Genomic DNA, 17,310 nt, shown 5'->3' with positions numbered 1-17,310 from the left:
GAACCGGACCACACTTGTGGGTCTATAAATATTATTTTTGAGCAAGGAGATAGGTAGAACTGAAGATTCTGAGAGCAGACACAAGAAATGTAGGTTCACGAAGAAGCAAAGCAAGAATGCTTGCTTCATGCCCTAAGCCGGATGCGCATTAAATAATGCACTTAGGATTAAAGAGAAAGTCGAGACAGTATCCGTTAGAAGGGTGACTTTTGGTAAAAACTTAAGTAAAGATTACTGCTTTGAGATAAACGCCGTATCACCCTCTTTACGCAGAGACTTGACCGAACGTCCAGCTATTCCCCAGCTATCCACCGGAACTTCTTTGATCACAATTTGAGTCGAAGAAGGGTTCTTGTTAAGAACCTTAACTAATAAATCAGTAATACCTTCAACTAGCTGTGCTTTTTGTTCTTTTGTAGCGCCAACTGTCAAGTTGAGTTCCACATAGGGCATAATCACATCCTTTCAAACTTATGGCAGATAAAATATTCGCTAACTCATGCAACGGTATCAAGAGACAAATTATCAACCTGATGCCACAGTCACTCAAACGAAAAAAAGCTCCATGGTTACCCATGAAGCTTTTCCACTTAACAATTGATATATCTTAGAGCCGTACGATATTGGCCGCTTGAGGTCCTTTTTGACCATCAACAACATCAAAGCTAACGCGTGCACCTTCAGACAGGGATTTGAAACCCTCTCCAGTGATTGCTGAAAAGTGTGCGAACACGTCTGGGCCGTTATCCTGCTCGATAAAACCAAACCCTTTAGAATCATTAAACCATTTAACTGTTCCTTCTGCCATTTACTTTCTCCTTACTAGGTCCCCTGCGGGGAGTTACGTGATGCAGACCAGCGCCTGCAAGTCACAAAAAAACCACTCAGCCCTTTTGGTCTGTGTGGTTCTTATCTGACTATACAGTGAAATAATCTACACAAACTGGATCTGATACGACGGAACACTAGCACGGATAAAGGGGCAAATCAACCCTTTAGATCTTTTTTTTAAAAATAATTCAAAATAGCGATAAACAGTCCCGATAAAAAAACCGTATCATTCAAAGGCAACAACATAACTATCAGAGAATCCACCCCGTGCAAGATTCTTGGCTGCCTGTTCTGCTTGTTCCAGAGAAGTAAAATTCCCAACTCGCACCCGATACATTTTCTGTCCATTCCTAATTCCAGCAGATACAGTCGCTTGACCATATTGGCGATCCACTTTTCCTACCAAATTGTAAGCATTGGATGAGGTAGAAAATGCCGCTATTTGGACCGCAAAGGAGCCAGAATCATAATTACCAGGAGAACTAAAAGTTGTGGTTTTACTTGCATCGATTGACCGATAACCGAGGGCTTGCAGTTGCACCTGCGCCGTCCCTGACTCAACGATGCCCAACTGTTTGGCAGCCCCATAAGAAAGATCAATAATACGCCCGGCAACAAAAGGGCCCCGGTCATTGATCCTGACAATAACATGGCGGCCATTTCCCAGGTGAGTCACCTTGACGTAAACTCCCATAGGTAAAGTCTTGTGGGCTGCACTGACAGCATACATATCATACACTTCACCGTTACTGGTCTTACGGCCATGGAATTTCCGCCCATACCAACTGGCAATTCCACGTTGTTGAAACCCCTGATGGTCACGCAGAGGCTGATAGCGCTGGCCATCGACTTCATATGGCTTTTGCCAACCCTCTAACTCACGAGTCTCTGGTGTCTCAATCACTCTGGTGGTGTGTCCACTGCAACTGGATAGAAAAAGCAGCAACAACAGAGAGAAAGATGGAAGTAAAAATCGACGCATATGACTCATAAATTTACGATTTATACCTTAGGCTCTTCAAATTCAGCAATCGCTCTAAACCGCTGGTAGCGCTGTTCGATTAAACCTTCAGGAGAATATTCTTCTAACTCATTAAGGTGTTTCAGTAAATATTCCTTGAGTGATTGGGCTGCAAGATCATAATCTTGATGCCCTCCACCAAGAGGTTCGGGAATAACTTCATCAATAACACTACCTAAACTGTCAACATCCTGCGCTGTCAATTTTAGGGCTTCAGCGGCCTGATCTCCTTTACTGCCATCGCCCCACAAAATTGCAGCACAACCTTCGGGTGAGATCACCGCATAAACCGAATACTCCATCATCAACACCCGATTCCCAACGGCGATCGCAAGAGCCCCGCCAGAGCCACCTTCACCTGTAATTGTGACAATAACCGGAACACGTAACATCGCCATTTCTCGCAGATTTCTCGCAATAGCTTCAGCCTGCCCCCGCTCTTCAGCACCAATACCGGGAAAAGCTCCAGGAGTGTCAACAAAGGTAAAAATTGGCAGACCAAACTGATCAGCCAATTGCATAACACGCAACGCCTTACGATAACCTTCCGGGTTTGGCATCCCAAAATTCCGATGCACTTTCTCTTTGGTGTTACGACCTTTCTGATGGCCAATGACACAACATGGTTTTCCGTCAATACGGGCAAAACCGCAAACCAGAGCTGGATCATCCCGGTAATTCCTATCGCCATGAACCTCAGACCAGTCGGTAAAAATCCGTTCAATATAATCAAGAGTGTAAGGGCGCTTTGCATGTCGAGCAAGCTGAGTTCTCTGCCAGCGACTGAGGTTGGAATAAACTTCCTTTTTCAGTCTATCAGCTTTCTTTTCAAGCCTTTTGATCTCACTGGAAAAATCAACATTGTCGGTAGAGTATTCACGTAACTCCCCAATTTTAGTTTCAAGTTCGGCAATGGGTTGCTCAAAATCAAGATATTGATTCATCAAGGATCTCCCTGTCCTGAATATAATTGCTTAATATTATTCCGAGATTAACAATTAAACATAAATCTTCCGCAAGCGGAGGTCAACCCCAGATAGCAACAAGCCCGTTCTATGCACACCCATTTCATTCATAATTCATAACATTATACTCAAACAGAGCATTAACATCAGCTAAAGCTTCATCGGTGGCGGCCATCTTCAGTTTATCTGGCAAAGCAATAACGGTTTCACTGCGATTGGGAATAACGATATGCAACTTCACTTCACAATCTCCCCGATAACGCTGGACTATCCCTTTAAGCTGACGCATCTGCATCTCATCCAACCCTGGGGTCGTCAATCGGATGTGCACCCGCTTAGCCATGGCCTGCTTGACATCACGGAGTAAAGCAACTTCCGTTGCCAAAACTTTACAAGCCTCTTCTCCAACATCAAGTTCTCCGCTAACCAACAGCGGATCGTCCCCTTTAAGAAGGTCCATTGAAGCGCTATAGACTTCTGGAAACACAATGATCTCAACGGAGCCGCTCAGATCTTCCAAAGAGACAAAGGCCATCCTGTCTCCTTTTTTGGTAATAAGCTCCTTGATCCCCGAAACAATTCCACACACACGCACCTGCTCCTTATCTGTACGTTCGGACAGGGCTGATGCTTCACAGGTTGCAAATCGTTTGATCGAGTCACTATATCGTGCTAAGGGGTGACCGGTGACATAAAAACCCAGAATCTCTTTTTCATAAGTCAAAAGAGTTTTTTCATCCCATTCATCAACATCGGGTAAAACACCATACCCGTTGCCACCGACAGAGAGAATTTCTTGACTACCGAACAGGGAATCTTGTCCAGACTCGAGCTCACGTTGCAAACGTTGCCCGATATCCATCGCCTCTTCCAGACCGGCAAAAAATTGGGCCCGCTTACCTCCGAGAGAGTCAAATGCTCCACATTTAATCAGCGCTTCAACGACCTTCTTGTTCACTTTGCGCAAATCGACGCGTTCGCAAAAGTCCTGCAACGATGTAAAGGGTTCATCCTTGCGGACCTCCTGGATTGAATCAAGAGCCGCAGAGCCAACACCTTTGACAGCACCAAGACCAAAACGCATAACCTCTTCGGCGACGGTAAAAGAACGTGCTGAAGCATTAATATCCGGGGGGAGGACTTCAACCCCCATAGCACGAACCTCACTGATATTCTTAATCACCTTATCCGTGTTTTCCATATCTTCGGTGAGAAGAGCGGCCATAAATTCAACCGGATAGTGAGCTTTTAAGTATGCTGTTTGATAAGCAATCAGGGCGTATGCAGCTGAATGCGACTTGTTGAAACCATAAGCCGCGAACTTCTCCATCAGATCAAAGACTGCTTCCGCTTTTTTAAGATTAAGTTTGTTTTCCGCTGCGCCATCAAGAAAGATTTTCTTCTGCTTGGCCATCTCTTCAGGCTTCTTTTTCCCCATGGCCCGACGCAATAAATCAGCGGCACCAAGACTGAAGTTTGCCAAGACCTGAGCAATCAACATAACCTGTTCCTGATAGACAATAACGCCGTAGGTATCCTTCAGGATGGGTTCAAGCTGTGAAAAGTCATATTGGAACTGTTCGGTTCCGTGCTTTCTTTTGATAAACGAGTCAACCATCCCTGAGCCCAAAGGTCCGGGACGATACAAAGCCACCATGGCAATCAAATCTTCAAAACAGCTGGGCTTCAGCTTGACCAGATATTCTTTCATCCCGCTCGATTCAAGCTGAAAGACCCCAGTTGTCTCGCCGCGACTGAGTAAGTCAAAAGTTGTCTTGTCATCGTCAGAAATCAATTGCAGGTCAAACTTTTCATCTTTACTCTCACGAATAATTCGGACTGCATTTTCAATAACCGTCAGAGTTTTTAGCCCCAGAAAATCAAATTTAACCAACCCGATTTTCTCGACATATTTCATCGGGTACTGGGTCACTTGTCCGCCAGATTTGGGATCAACATAAAGAGGAAGATACTCAGGGAGAGGGCGGGGTGTGACCACAACGCCAGCGGCATGGGTCGACGCATGGCGAGTCAATCCTTCAAGAGCCAAAGAGATGCTTGCCAGCTCTTTTATTTTAGGATCTTTCTCAATCAAAGTTTTTAATTGTGGTTCCTGATCAATAGCCTCCTTCAGAGTAATCCCAAGAACAGTCGGGACAAGCTTGGCAATTCTATCAACCTCGCCATAAGGGATATTCAAAGCTCGACCAACATCACGTAAAGCCCCCTTCGCCTGCATCGTTCCAAAGGTAATAATCTGAGCAACATTGCCTGGGCCATATTTCTGCCGTACATAGTCGATAACTCGTTCGCGCCCGTAGATGCAAAAATCGACATCAATATCTGGCATGGAAATCCGCTCTGGATTCAAAAACCGTTCAAACAGAAGATTATACGGTATCGGATCGATATCTGTAATCCGAATAGCGAAGGCAACCAAGCTCCCGGCAGCTGACCCACGACCTGGACCTACGGGAATCCCATGATCTTTTCCCCAGTTAATAAAATCAGCAACGATGAGAAAATATCCGGGGAATCCCATCTGCTCGATACAGGTCAACTCTTCTTCAAGGCGATCATGATAAATCTGCAGATCGTCCTCGCTCAGATCACGAACCTTACGTATCTCCTTAAGGCGTTCTTCCAACCCCGATCGGCTTTGCTCTTCCAGCACTTGATCGAGTGATTTATCAGCAGGCTTGTCATATTGTGGAAAGTGGTAAGTACTAAAATCAAGTTCCAGATTACAACGTTCAGCAATCCGAATCGTGTTGGCAATAGCTTCAGGATGATCAGGAAACAGCTTGGCCATTTCTTCTGACGATTTGACATAGAATTCGTCATTTGGAAATCGCATACGATTCGGATCATCCATGGTTTTGCCCGTTTGTATGCACAACAGCACTTCATGGGCAAAAGAATCTTCACGGGATAAATAGTGACAATCGTTAGTCGCAACCAGAGGGAGATGCAACTTGGTTGCGATCTCGATAAGGCCAGCATTCGCTTTTGCCTGTTCCGGTAAAAAATTTTCCTGTAATTCCAGATAGAAACGGTTATCGTCGAAAATTTCAGCCATTTGTCTGGCACGCTCTAACGCCTCGTCAGAATGGTTCAGATTGATCAGCGTTGGCAATTCCCCACCAAGGCAAGCCGATAGAGCAATTAACCCTTCGTTATGCTTAAGCAGCAGTTCCCAATCAACACGCGGCTTGTAATAAAAGCCTTCTTGATAGGCAGCTGAGACCAGATGACAAATATTTTGGTATCCAGTTTGGTTCATGCAGAGCAGCACCAAATGGTAGGACGCTTCGGAGGAACCACGAGCGTTCCCTTTAGTAAAGCGGGATCCCGGAGCGACGTAAACTTCGCAGCCAATAATGGGCTTGATCCCGGCGCTCATCGCTTTGCTATAAAATTCAACAGCGCCGAACATGTTGCCATGATCAGTCACCGCAATTGCTGGCATCTTAAACTCTTTTGCACGGGCGATCAGTTCATCGAGTTTAATCGCTCCGTCCAACAAACTATATTGACTATGAAGGTGTAAATGTACGAAATCGGAATGTTCCATAAGTGCTATTTTATCCGCGAAGGAAGAAGGTATCAAATCAATCATCAGGGAAAAATCAGGTCAAGTGAAGCAGCCAGTAAAAGGAGACTTCTGGCCGCCTGACCACCGGCTGAAGATTAGCACCGCCAGAGTTCACGGGTCAATAATCTTCAAATGAAATATCACCTCTTTCCATGAACGTATATTTGCGCTATTTTTCCAAGGTACAGTAAAAACATCAATAAATTTGAAGATCATAGGGGAAACCAATGCGTATAGAATCTGGCTTAAAACTTGGCTTTAAAGATGTCCTCATTCGTCCAAAGCGTTCCACTCTAAGAAGCCGTTCTCAAGTCAATCTCGAGAGAAACTTTTCCTTCTTACACAGTCAGAAAGGCTGGGCTGGAATTCCTATTATTGCCGCTAATATGGATACAGTCGGAACCTTTGAGCTGGCTGAAGTTCTTTCAAATTTCGGGCTATTGACAGCGATCCATAAACATTACAGCCTGTCGGAATGGCAAAACTTCCTGAGCCCAAAAGACGACTCTTTTTTTCAGCATGTTATGGTGAGTACCGGTACTGCTGATGCCGACTTCACCCATCTGCAAAATATCCTCATCCAGCACCCAAAACTGGAATTCATCTGTATCGACGTCGCCAACGGTTACGCTGAGTCATTTGTCGACTTTGTCAAACGATGCCGTGAGAACTACCCCGATAAAACGATCGTAGCTGGCAATGTGGTGACCGGTGAGATGGTGGAAGAGTTACTTCTTTCCGGAGCGGATGTTGTCAAAGTTGGGATCGGACCAGGTTCTGTTTGCACGACACGGGTCAAAACTGGTGTTGGCTACCCTCAACTTTCAGCAGTCATTGAGTGCGCAGATGCCGCTCACGGACTCGGAGGACACATCATTTCCGACGGCGGCTGCGTCAGCGCTGGAGACGTATCCAAAGCCTTTGGCGGTGGTGCGGACTTTGTGATGCTCGGGGGGATGTTTGCCGGACACGATGAAAGTGGTGGTCAGTTGATTGAAAGAGACGGCAAACAATTTAAACTGTTTTATGGCATGAGTTCAGAAACGGCCATGGCACAGCATGCTGGTGGTGTCGCTGAATATCGTGCGTCAGAAGGGAAAACCGTCGAAGTCCCTTATCGAGGAGCTGTCGCTGCCACAGTGAAAGATGTTCTCGGTGGAGTCCGTTCAACTTGTACCTATGTTGGCGCATCGGCACTCAAAGAACTGACCAAACGAACCACCTTCATTCGCGTCCAGGAACAGGAGAATAAAACCTTCTCGTAGCATAAAACGCTAACACAAGGATCATATCCTAATGACGCCTGAACAATTATGCAGTGAGGACAAGACAAATGAGTAAAAATGGCGGGATTGAGTATCAGCTCCACCCCATGCGTGACACCCTTTACAACGAGCTGCATATAAGACCATTCCATGCAATGGCGTCGCCTCAACAGATTACCCATTTAGCCGCTTGTTGTGGGAATCCAGAAGCTCTGCAGAAATCATGTGATCTGGTGTCTGAACTCTGCAAACGTTACGAAATCAACCCCCCTCCGAGTGATGCGGTGACCTTCTATCAGAATTTTGGCAACTTCACCATCAACTGGGAACGGCATGTTGAATTCTACTCATTGACCATTATGCAACCAGCCCCGTCTCAAGGAAAACCGTTTGAATACACAGCGGTCGATCTCCTCCCATCAGACTGGCTTAAACAGCTTCCCGGAGAAGTGCTTGCAGCTTTTCACATGATCATTGACAACCAACAACTCAGTTATGATGAACACGCCCTGTCGCATAACTTTGAAGGCCACCCCGTGATGATGAGTAGTGCCTATGGTGGCAAAACCCAAATTCTTACAGCATTCAAGCTTCATGGTGATGGTTATGGCCGATTTATGATTTGTCATAACGGGATGAGCACGTTACAAACGGGACGGCTAACCCGACGTTTGATCGACTTAGAAACTTACCGGTTATTATCACTCCTTTCATTACCGATCGCAAAGAGGATCTCTCCCCAGCTACTCATTATGGATAAACAGATGGCTGACATCCTCAATCTTGTGGCCGAGCAGAAAACCGCCAGCAGTGAACGGCAGTTACTGGAAAAAATAACCACAATTGAAGCCCAACTCGAAACCTATCGCGCTGAAACTACGCAACGATTTTCAGCGACACAAGCCTACCATCAGTTGGTTAAAGACCGTCTTGAGCGAATTAATGAAGAAAAGATAGATGGCCATCTATCGATAGGCGAATTCATAAATCGTCGGCTGAATCCAGCACTGCGGACCTGTGAGTCAGTGCAACAGTGGATGGAGGACCTATCCAAAAGAATTGAACGGGCAAGTGACTTAATGAGGACCAGAGTCAATCTTAATCTTCAGGAACAGAACCAATCTCAGCTTTCGGCCATGAATCGACGTAGTCGTCTGCAGTTTCGATTACAGGAGACCGTTGAAGGTTTATCCATTGCTGCGATCAGTTATTATTCTGTCGGTCTTCTCAGCTATCTATTTAAAGGACTTCCACTAGAACAATGGGGATTGAACAACAACGTCCTGTTGGCCTGCTCAATCCCCGTTGTCCTGACAACAATCTGGTATGTAACTCGCCGTATCAAACGACGCTTAATTCAAGACCAGGAGATAAAGGCATAAATCAATAACGACCATAACACCCACCCCGGAGCTAAGATGCCACCCTTTTAGCGCAGAGTGGCGTCAAATCGCCCATAATCAGGGCTGTCAAAAATCAGGTAGCGGTGGTGGAACCTGGTCAAAAATTGTTGTGAAACTCCAGCTCACATCATCCCCTAACGAGTTGCCAAGAGCGTCCGCTAATTCCCCTTTTACTGTCACCTGATAGCGACTGAAAGGGATAAGCAGCTGACTCGGAGTGAAAGAGATACTCAGGGATTCACGATCATAATTCAAAACCCCGGACACCGATCCATTAGGACCGGAGAGATCAACAATGTTGTTGCTCAATAAGGTCTCATCGAGTGACTCATCAAAAGACAAGGAAACAACGACATCCACGGATGCAGTATCATCTGCGGGAGGATATTGACTCTGGATACTGGGAGGAGACATATCCCAGGTTTCAAAGTTCTGCTCCAACCGCTGCTCATAAAGAGCCAGCGCCTCAGCATCCAACCTGTCGGTATTTATTGCATCAGCGATGTTATTAGTCAAAGCAACGACATCGACAACCGAACCCTGATTGCGCTCGGCGTTTAAGGCTTGCTCGATCACCCCCGCCTGCAAGAGAATCTGATCACTCACCATATAAGAGACCAGCGACTGTTCAGTCGCACCAATAATCCCACCTAAATTCTGTCTGATACTCTCCCGCACGCGCCCCATCAGGGTCGCAATGACTTGTGCCGCTTTATGCGTACGACTGTGTTCGGTGATTAAGGCGCTATTAACATTTTCGGGTTCAATATAATCAGTAAAAAGAGAGACAGAATCGGCAATACCGAACCGGGAACGGATGGCAATCTCAGCCTGCTGGTGAGAAAAGGATGGATTTTTGTCACGCTCCAGTTTAACCAAAGTTGTCAAGGGAGAGACAAATTGCCAATATCCAGGCGATGACTCAAGGAGATAATTATAGGCAACCGTGGTTCCGGTATCTTCATCAACCGTCTGTCCGGCGACAACTTGAGCAACAACCGGATACAGGTCACCCTCTCCAGGGCTTACGTCTAACTGATAAGACCCGCCAGACGTAGATTGTGTCGTCGGCTCTCCATTGTCGTATGCATGATTATTATTCCGATCAAGAAAGACTCGTGCTTCACGAAGATAACCATCCGCGACTTTTCCGGTCAACATTGTCACAACAGGAGAAGACGCATCATCAGCAGCCTTACTCGTCCCGCTTGAGTCTCCACCGCCACCGCCGCCACCACATGCTGACAACAGACATAAGGAGCTCAGAGCAAACAAAGAGATAATGATTGAGATAAACCTTGTCATGGTCATTCTCCTAATCCTGCAGAGGCTTTAGAATAATTAATGATGCTTCTTGATCCGTCGGATTCACATAGATCCAATAGCCTACCCATGGAACCAGAATTGCCGATTTACTTCCAGCGGCACTGGCAAATTCGTTCCCATTATCCCAATCAGCCCCTAAGTAAGAATAAATAACATCGACAACCAGATTATCGGCAACGGCGGTCAACCAAGGAACCGGGTCAGCATCCCCCAAACGGATCTCGATATCGGCCAAAGAGACATTCCCGCCATAGGGATTACTGATCAGATTCCAGCCTGAATGCACTTGAAATTCATGCGTGGCTTCACTGATGTCACCATAAAGGCTGAAATTCGGCAAGCTCGACTGTCGGGTATTCTTCAGGACATAACCTTCACCCGTCGCTATTGGGGCACCAATATCAACCAACTCGAAATGGCCACTGATTTCAGATTGGGGAACCCAACGATAGATCTGGCTATCATTGAAAGCCTCAGTCGCAGTGAGAGCATACGCATTAATCTTTGCGGCGAGACCGACAACATTCTTGCCGTTGAGAAGAGACACAACAGGCCCGGGCAAATCACCACTGGCAGGATAACGCCAGATATGGTTTCCAGAGGAGTCTTCAGCACTAAAATGGAAGCTATGCGAAAAAGCTGGTCCTAATCGGGCAGTCAATACATAATCGGCACCACTGGAAAGAAGTCCTGAATCAAATTCCATCTCGTATTTATATTGATCAAGGATCAAGAAAACCCTGCGTTGATCCGCGGGCACTGAATCGCGCAGAACAACCTTAAATTGATAATCGAGATTCTGCTTCGGCTTGTTATCAACCAAATTGTTGCTATCATCACCGCCATCAACCCTCTCAACTCCGATGAGCCCTGAGGAGATGGGATTATAGCTGAGACCAGTAGGAATCGTCGCAAATACAGCGGTAATGGTGTGATGAGCACCGATATTTTCAAATTCATACCGGTCAACCGTACCGACAGAAACATTATCAACCAATAGATCGTGGATATAATATCCACTCATTGGCGTCAGTTGATACCCCTGCGATCCGCCATAAAGGACAGCCGTATCTCCTTCTGGGGTCAGATATCCACCAGTCCCAGCGGTAGCAGATATAACCCATCCAGACTGAGTACTGTCCAGCGGGAAACCATCACGGACATCAGCAATCCCGTCATTATCATCATCAAGATCGCTGTTATTGCCGATCTGATCACCATCAGTGTCCAACCATTCGCTATTATCGTCAGGAAAAGCGTCCAGATGGTCTAAAATACCATCACCATCAGAATCCTGTTGCACATACGCCAACACCTCAATGGAGAACGGTGAAAGAGACATGGTACTAATGCTGTCACTGACACTGATAAGAATGTCAGAACTCGTGCCAACCTGAGCTGCTGTCGGAGTGCCACTCAGTTCACCCGTTGCAGTGCTAAAGTCTGCCCAGCTAGGTTTATTAGTAATGGAAAAAATTAACGGGTCGCCATCAGGATCGCTGGCAACCGGGGTAAAAGAGTACCGTGCAGTCGCCATAGCTGAACCGTTGGGGTTACCGCTGACAACAGGGGAGCGATTGTTATTCGTCACCGTTATTTCGACTGTCTCTGCATCACTAAGAGTTCCATCAGATGCTTTGAAGACCACGGTAAAACTACCGGCCTGAGTATAATCCGGGGTCCAGCTAAAGCGCCGTTGGGACTCATCAAAAACAGCACCATCCGGAAGGCCCTGCACACTATAGCTGAGACTATCACCATTGCTATCACTGGCAACAACAACAAAAGATAAGGGTGAGTTCTCTTCCACAGACTGAGCGCCAATGGCAGAAAACACTGGGGGTTCATTCCCGTTATTCACCGTAAAGGTAACAGTTTCAGAATCGCTGAGAGAACCATCACTGACGACAAATTTAACCTGATAACTCCCCGATTGCTCATTCCCTGGGATCCAATTAAATGAAAAGGTTTCAGCGGTGAAAACTGCACCGGCAGGAAGACCACTGGCACTGTAAGTCAATGGATTGTTATCAGGGTCTGAAGCATTGACGACCAGATTAACACTATCGCCTTCAGTGATGACCTGTGTACCAATCGCATCAAGGACTGGAGCCCGGTTCACGTTCGTAACGTTGAGGGTAATGGTTTCAGAGTCTTCAGCTGAACCGTCACTGACCGTAAAGGTCACCGGATATACACGGGTATTTGTTGACGCCTCAAAGGACGGGGTCCAGCTGAACAGACGCTGGAGAGGGTCAAAGGTAGCTCCGGATGGCAGATTTTGAGCACTGTAATCCAAGGCATCACCGTCAGAGTCAACCCCACTAACGGTAAAACTCAATCGCTCTCCTTCTCCAACAGTTTGAGTTCCAACCGAATTCAGCACCGGGGGACGGTTCACGTTGTTGATGGTTATGGAAATTTGCTCTGAATCAGTCAAAGTCCCATCACTGACATAAAATGTGAGAGAATAAATTCCAGCCTGATCAAAATTTGTCGGCCAGGTGAAGATCCGATTAGCTGCATCAAATGTCGCTCCTGAAGGCAAATTAGTTACACTGTAAACCAAGTTGTCACCATCAGGGTCCGTAGCACTAACAGGAATATATTGGGTCTCACCTTCACTAACCGCTTTGTTTCCTATCGCCGACAATTCAGGGGCTCGATTGAGCGCAACATCTGCCACAGTAATATTAATTGTTTCGGTATCAACACTTTCGCCATCACTGACAGAAAAGGTCACCGCATAAATTTGCGACTGGTCAAAGGTTGGCGTCCAACTGAAATCACCTGTTGCCGCATCAATGCCGGCACCATTCGGTAAATTGCTAGCGGTATATGTTAGCGGATCACCATCGGCATCTGTTGCAGTAAGGTTAAAATGTAAAGTCGCACCCTCAGAGATTGAATAATCTCCAATCGGGGCAAGAACAGGAGGGGTATTGCTGTGGCTGATAACCGGGCTATGTACGATATTAGAGTAAGTACTCTCATTGTCAGAATCGTCATATGCCGTCACTGCAAAGTAATGATCCATGTCATCCGGTAAATCGTGGATGACATAAGTCAAAACATCTCCAACCAAGAGAGGGGAATCCCCCTCAGTAGCGCCTGAACCATTCCAAGAACCTGTAGATTCAGTCCCATAATAGATTTTGTAGCCTGAGACATTGCTTGGACTAGCATCCCACGAGAGAGTGACCGTTTTTGCCCATACATTGGTCGAAATAGTGCCGACCAATAAAATCAGTAGAATAAATGTTGCGATTATCTGTCTTTTCATTTGTACCCCCGATGCCTTTCCGTGAGTGTCGATACAAAAATGCGCTCACCACCATTGCCGAAGATGAGCGCATTCCAGACAAACCAACCACTGGGAGCTTTTACGCTACATTCCCTTCAGCAACCCGGCTATCCTGGAATAAGGATCCGTGGCTTTGCGTCCCCAGATCTCTCTGGGTTTGCCCTTTCGGAGACAATTTATTGTCTTTCATTCGCACCTTTGAGTGCAGTATTTCGATAAATACGCTCCTAGCAAATATACCATAAACAAAAAAAACGCTCACCCCGTTGCCGAAGTGAGCGTTTCCCAAGACATAGTTACAAAAGGCTTGAAGAAGTCCGCTGAATCTTCTTCGGCAACCCGGCTGTCCTGAAAAACAGGATCCGTGGCTTTGCGTCACCGGATTACTCCAGCTTTGCCCTTTCGGTAGATAGCTATGCGCTAATTATACTTATATTTCAATAGTATTGAGATTCAAGAAAAAAATCAACCCCCGAAATGAAAAAATCTTCATCTTCTAAGATTCCAGGATGTTAACTCCGGCCACCGCCAACATGCTGACCAACTTTATTAACGGCAGACCGATCAAAGAATTATAATCTTCTCCGGACATCTTCTCCATCAGAGCAATTCCAAGCCCTTCAATTTTAAAAGAGCCTGCACAATCGAATGGTTTTTCACGCTGCAAATAATTAAAAATCTGATCATCGCTCAGTTGCCGAAAAGTGACCGAATAAGTGGCATAGTCAACCTGGACAACACCACTGCGGCTGTCGAGCAAGGTCAATCCAGTATAGAAACTGTGGGTTCGTCCGACCATCTGTTTTAATTGCTGGAAAGCAGCCTGCAAATTCCCCGGCTTACCGAGGGGCCGTCGTCTCTGATCAACAAAAACTTGATCTGCCCCAATAATCAAGGCGTCAGGGTATGTCTCTGCTAAACTCTGGGCCTTGCCAAGGGCAAGATGACGAACCAATAATGCCGGGGCAACGTTAGGATCAATTTCTTCAATAAATGTAGGAGCTACCGCAATAAAGGGTAAGTCTAACTGCTGCAAAAGTTGCTGACGATAGGGGCTGGTTGAAGCCAAAATGATCGTTCTCATAAAAATCCTTTATCAACCAACCTGAACCTATAAAGCGTTAAGCTGCAAGACAATCAGTTGGAGATGGTGTTGAAAATTCTATATTCGCATGTTCACATAATGACAGATCATGACGAGAAGAACCAACGCTAAACTGTAATCCTTTCACTGCGGTCAACATCTCTTGCAACAATAAAGATTCATCAACTTCATCGGAAAATGATTCCACTTCTCCAGATTCAGTCCATAGGGGCAAAACCTGAGCATACTCCCGCTGTCCAAGAAAAACTTCCCCCCACAATTCACATGAGCCATCACCAACTAACCCACGGATCACGCCGGTTGACTTTCCTTCAGAGCGCTGTAAATCGATATCACGAATATCAAAATAGATGCTGCATTCTTTTGTCCCACTTGCTGGGGATAACCAGATCATAACGTCCTCCTTCAAAAAGGTATCGAGTTACCACCTAAGCTCGCACAAGAAAATGCCATAATATGTCACACTAGGGTTCGATTTGTTGAAACTCCAAGCCTTTTTGCAAACCGGCGACGAATTTTTCTCGTAGCGATTGCGGACTGATGACTCGAACAAAAGGTACAAACGAAAAAAGCCAAGCAAGAATCTCTTTATCACCACTGGCACTAAAACGAATAATCAGAGAACCATCGTCCTGTTCTTCAATCAATTGATCTGGATGCCAAATCCGTTCCCGGACAAGGTGGGATATTTCTTTATCGAACAACAGTTCCAGTTGCTGGGGATCGTCCTCTGCGATCAACCCAAAAGCAGTTCCTGTCAGCTGCTCTACCCGATAATCTTCGGGAACCTCGAATCGTTCGGCCTGCAATTCAACTTTCGTAATCCGCTCGACGGCAAATAATCGCAAGGCGCGACGATTGTGGGCATAACCGCCAATATAGAGGCCGTTTTTAAAAAACAATAGCGTATAGGGATCGATCAAGTAAGAAGACTGCTCCCTCTTTGCCGGACGATAAGAGATCAGGCAACGCTTCTGCAGCAATAGTGCCTGCCGTAGATCCTGAAGCAGTTGATGCTGTTGCGAGTAATCCTTAAACCCAAGAAAACGGGGAGATGAAGCCTCAGCTAATCGTTCCAGATGAGCAACGCTGCGTGGCGGTATACTTGAGCGAATTCGGGCAAATATTGCCTCAAGATCATCCTGGAACGGTGTGCCGCGCAAAAAAGCCAATTGCCCGCGGCACAGATAAAGGGTCATCAACTCTTCAAGTGAGAAGGTGATCGGCGGCAATTTACTAAAACCGGAAATAAAACTATAAAGAACGTGGCCATCGTCCTGCCGCTCATTCACCAGAGGATAACCGGCATCAACAATCGCTTGCAGGTCGCGATAAATAGTCCGCCGGGTGACCTGACATTCTTCGACGAGTTCATCGACCGTTGCTCCGTAACGGGATTCGAGGATACGGATCAAATCGTGAAGACGGGATGCTTGACTGTATTTTTTAGGCGCACGGCCGAGCTTGCGTTTTGTCATAATTTCCCTGTAGCAAAATCATGTGTAAAATAATTCGACAAATAAACTGAAAGTAACAACAATAAAAAAGGGTGCCCAAAAGCACCCTTTTTTATAACAAATTTCACAGTAAACCATTCATTTTATTTTTTTATTTTTCTACGCGCAAACGCTAAACCCAGCAGACCACTGCCCAACAGAATAATGGTACCGGGTTCAGGAACCGGAGCTGTTCCGTTTCCTGGATCAACAGGAGTATCTGAAAAAGACCCACCCTGAATAAAAACTGCTGAATCAAGAATACTATCTCCTGCATCAGCTATTGCAAGTTTTATGGTATGTATTCCAGCAGACAAGTCAAGGGCAAAGGCCGTAAACACATCAGTAAAACCATCATACCCAAGGTCATAAAAAGGGCCACCATCGCTTAAATCATTATTGTTGAAAAACTCAGCATGACTTGCACCTGCTCCGTAAGGATTCCCACCATTTACATTATTGATCGACACAGGAGTGTTAGTCCCTGGGATTAAAGCAATATTCACTCCATCCAGAAAAAAGCCAAAGACATCGTTAAATTCGGAGTTGGTATACTCATTATACTCTTCAGAAGCAAACACGTAATTGAAGTATAAATCACCGCCTGCAGTTTCGAAATCAAACTGTAAAAAAGATGTGTCCTGAATGCTATAGCCTGGAATAAGAGGGGCTAAATCAGCATCATAACCTGTCCCAACAACACCTGTTGAGTCATCTTCCATGTTAGGTCCAGCAGCAAGCATTGCGTCACCACTTGTCAAAATAATTCCAGTTTCCATTCCAATGCCTGAAGATAGGCCATCAGCAAAAAAACCGGAAGAGGACGAACTGCCAGTGTAAGTCACGGTCCCCACAGTTGTAATCCCTGCTCCAAGAATTCCACCAGCCAAAGCATTACCATCATCTGATGTTACAACGGTCAACGCAAACACAGGGCTAACCGTCATCAAAAAGCCAAGAATTAAAATAGCTACGGTCTTTTTCATTTTATATCTCCTT

13 protein-coding genes and 2 riboswitches are annotated in these 17,310 nt (G+C 45.9%); of the genes, 2 read left to right on the top strand and 11 right to left on the bottom strand.

All coding sequences use genetic code 11. The features are described from left to right. Positions 1-231: 231 nt before the first annotated feature. From BLU87_RS05540 to dnaE, 5 genes are all read right to left on the bottom strand, one after another. A complete protein-coding gene (locus BLU87_RS05540) occupies positions 232-453 on the bottom strand; it encodes a tautomerase family protein (RefSeq protein ID WP_092345576.1) in 222 nt (73 codons plus the stop codon). A gap of 154 nt (positions 454-607) precedes the next feature. Then, entirely contained in the window at positions 608-808 is a 201-nt protein-coding gene (locus tag BLU87_RS05535; RefSeq protein ID WP_092345574.1) for a cold-shock protein, read from the bottom strand. A gap of 249 nt (positions 809-1,057) precedes the next feature. Further along, positions 1,058-1,813 (bottom strand): septal ring lytic transglycosylase RlpA family protein, encoded by a 756-nt coding sequence (locus tag BLU87_RS05530; protein WP_092345572.1) that lies wholly within the window; start codon positions 1,811-1,813, stop codon positions 1,058-1,060. A 20-nt stretch (positions 1,814-1,833) separates the two neighbouring features. Further along, entirely contained in the window at positions 1,834-2,799 is a 966-nt protein-coding gene (gene accA, locus BLU87_RS05525) for an acetyl-CoA carboxylase carboxyl transferase subunit alpha (protein WP_175498278.1), read from the bottom strand. Between the two features lie 121 nt (positions 2,800-2,920). Then, entirely contained in the window at positions 2,921-6,391 is a 3,471-nt protein-coding gene (gene dnaE / locus BLU87_RS05520; RefSeq protein ID WP_092345569.1) for a DNA polymerase III subunit alpha, read from the bottom strand. A 248-nt stretch (positions 6,392-6,639) separates the two neighbouring features. Between dnaE and BLU87_RS05515 the strand changes: the two genes are divergently transcribed. Both BLU87_RS05515 and BLU87_RS05510 read left to right on the top strand, forming a co-directional pair. Beyond that, on the top strand, positions 6,640-7,677 hold the full coding sequence (locus BLU87_RS05515) for a GMP reductase (RefSeq protein ID WP_092345567.1): 1,038 nt from the start codon (positions 6,640-6,642) through the stop codon (positions 7,675-7,677). A gap of 68 nt (positions 7,678-7,745) precedes the next feature. Beyond that, positions 7,746-9,059 carry a DUF3422 family protein gene (locus BLU87_RS05510; protein ID WP_092345565.1) on the top strand — a complete coding sequence of 438 codons (1,314 nt, stop codon included), beginning with the start codon at positions 7,746-7,748 and terminating at the stop codon, positions 9,057-9,059. Positions 9,060-9,146: 87 nt separating this feature from the next. On the opposite strand, the gene BLU87_RS05505 is transcribed toward BLU87_RS05510, so the two are convergent. From BLU87_RS05505 to BLU87_RS17595, 6 genes are all read right to left on the bottom strand, one after another. After that, entirely contained in the window at positions 9,147-10,385 is a 1,239-nt protein-coding gene (locus BLU87_RS05505; protein WP_175498277.1) for an Ig-like domain-containing domain, read from the bottom strand. Positions 10,386-10,395: 10 nt separating this feature from the next. After that, positions 10,396-13,689, bottom strand: coding sequence for a putative Ig domain-containing protein (locus BLU87_RS05500; protein WP_092345561.1), 3,294 nt, complete (start codon positions 13,687-13,689; stop codon positions 10,396-10,398). A 115-nt stretch (positions 13,690-13,804) separates the two neighbouring features. After that, positions 13,805-13,882: riboswitch (cyclic di-GMP riboswitch) on the bottom strand. A gap of 158 nt (positions 13,883-14,040) precedes the next feature. Next, positions 14,041-14,119, bottom strand: a riboswitch (cyclic di-GMP riboswitch). Between the two features lie 87 nt (positions 14,120-14,206). Next, positions 14,207-14,794, bottom strand: coding sequence for a Maf family protein (locus BLU87_RS05495; RefSeq protein ID WP_092345559.1), 588 nt, complete (start codon positions 14,792-14,794; stop codon positions 14,207-14,209). A 37-nt stretch (positions 14,795-14,831) separates the two neighbouring features. Next, positions 14,832-15,209 (bottom strand): hypothetical protein, encoded by a 378-nt coding sequence (locus BLU87_RS05490; protein WP_092345557.1) that lies wholly within the window; start codon positions 15,207-15,209, stop codon positions 14,832-14,834. 70 nt (positions 15,210-15,279) lie between these two features. Beyond that, complete coding sequence (locus tag BLU87_RS05485) at positions 15,280-16,293, bottom strand: helix-turn-helix transcriptional regulator (protein ID WP_092345555.1); 1,014 nt, start codon at positions 16,291-16,293, stop codon at positions 15,280-15,282. A gap of 122 nt (positions 16,294-16,415) precedes the next feature. Beyond that, a complete protein-coding gene (locus tag BLU87_RS17595; RefSeq protein ID WP_092345553.1) occupies positions 16,416-17,297 on the bottom strand; it encodes a choice-of-anchor L family PEP-CTERM protein in 882 nt (293 codons plus the stop codon). Positions 17,298-17,310: the final 13 nt, after the last annotated feature.

Origin of the sequence: Desulfuromusa kysingii, assembly GCF_900107645.1 — a bacterium.
Classification (GTDB): Bacteria; Desulfobacterota; Desulfuromonadia; order Desulfuromonadales; family Geopsychrobacteraceae; genus Desulfuromusa; species Desulfuromusa kysingii.
The sequence above is the reverse complement of the archived record's forward strand: the minus strand, read 5'-3'. Positions and strand labels throughout refer to the sequence as shown.

Coding starts and splice junctions, on each gene's coding strand:
- BLU87_RS05495 (WP_092345559.1), bottom strand. CDS start 14,794: ATGAGAACGATCATTTTGGCTTCAACCAGCCCCTATCGTCAGCAACTT.
- BLU87_RS05505 (WP_175498277.1), bottom strand. CDS start 10,385: ATGACAAGGTTTATCTCAATCATTATCTCTTTGTTTGCTCTGAGCTCC.
- BLU87_RS05510 (WP_092345565.1), top strand. CDS start 7,746: ATGAGTAAAAATGGCGGGATTGAGTATCAGCTCCACCCCATGCGTGAC.
- BLU87_RS05500 (WP_092345561.1), bottom strand. CDS start 13,689: ATGAAAAGACAGATAATCGCAACATTTATTCTACTGATTTTATTGGTC.
- BLU87_RS05490 (WP_092345557.1), bottom strand. CDS start 15,209: ATGATCTGGTTATCCCCAGCAAGTGGGACAAAAGAATGCAGCATCTAT.
- BLU87_RS17595 (WP_092345553.1), bottom strand. CDS start 17,297: ATGAAAAAGACCGTAGCTATTTTAATTCTTGGCTTTTTGATGACGGTT.
- dnaE (WP_092345569.1), bottom strand. CDS start 6,391: ATGGAACATTCCGATTTCGTACATTTACACCTTCATAGTCAATATAGT.
- BLU87_RS05515 (WP_092345567.1), top strand. CDS start 6,640: ATGCGTATAGAATCTGGCTTAAAACTTGGCTTTAAAGATGTCCTCATT.
- BLU87_RS05530 (WP_092345572.1), bottom strand. CDS start 1,813: ATGCGTCGATTTTTACTTCCATCTTTCTCTCTGTTGTTGCTGCTTTTT.
- BLU87_RS05535 (WP_092345574.1), bottom strand. CDS start 808: ATGGCAGAAGGAACAGTTAAATGGTTTAATGATTCTAAAGGGTTTGGT.
- BLU87_RS05485 (WP_092345555.1), bottom strand. CDS start 16,293: ATGACAAAACGCAAGCTCGGCCGTGCGCCTAAAAAATACAGTCAAGCA.
- BLU87_RS05540 (WP_092345576.1), bottom strand. CDS start 453: ATGCCCTATGTGGAACTCAACTTGACAGTTGGCGCTACAAAAGAACAA.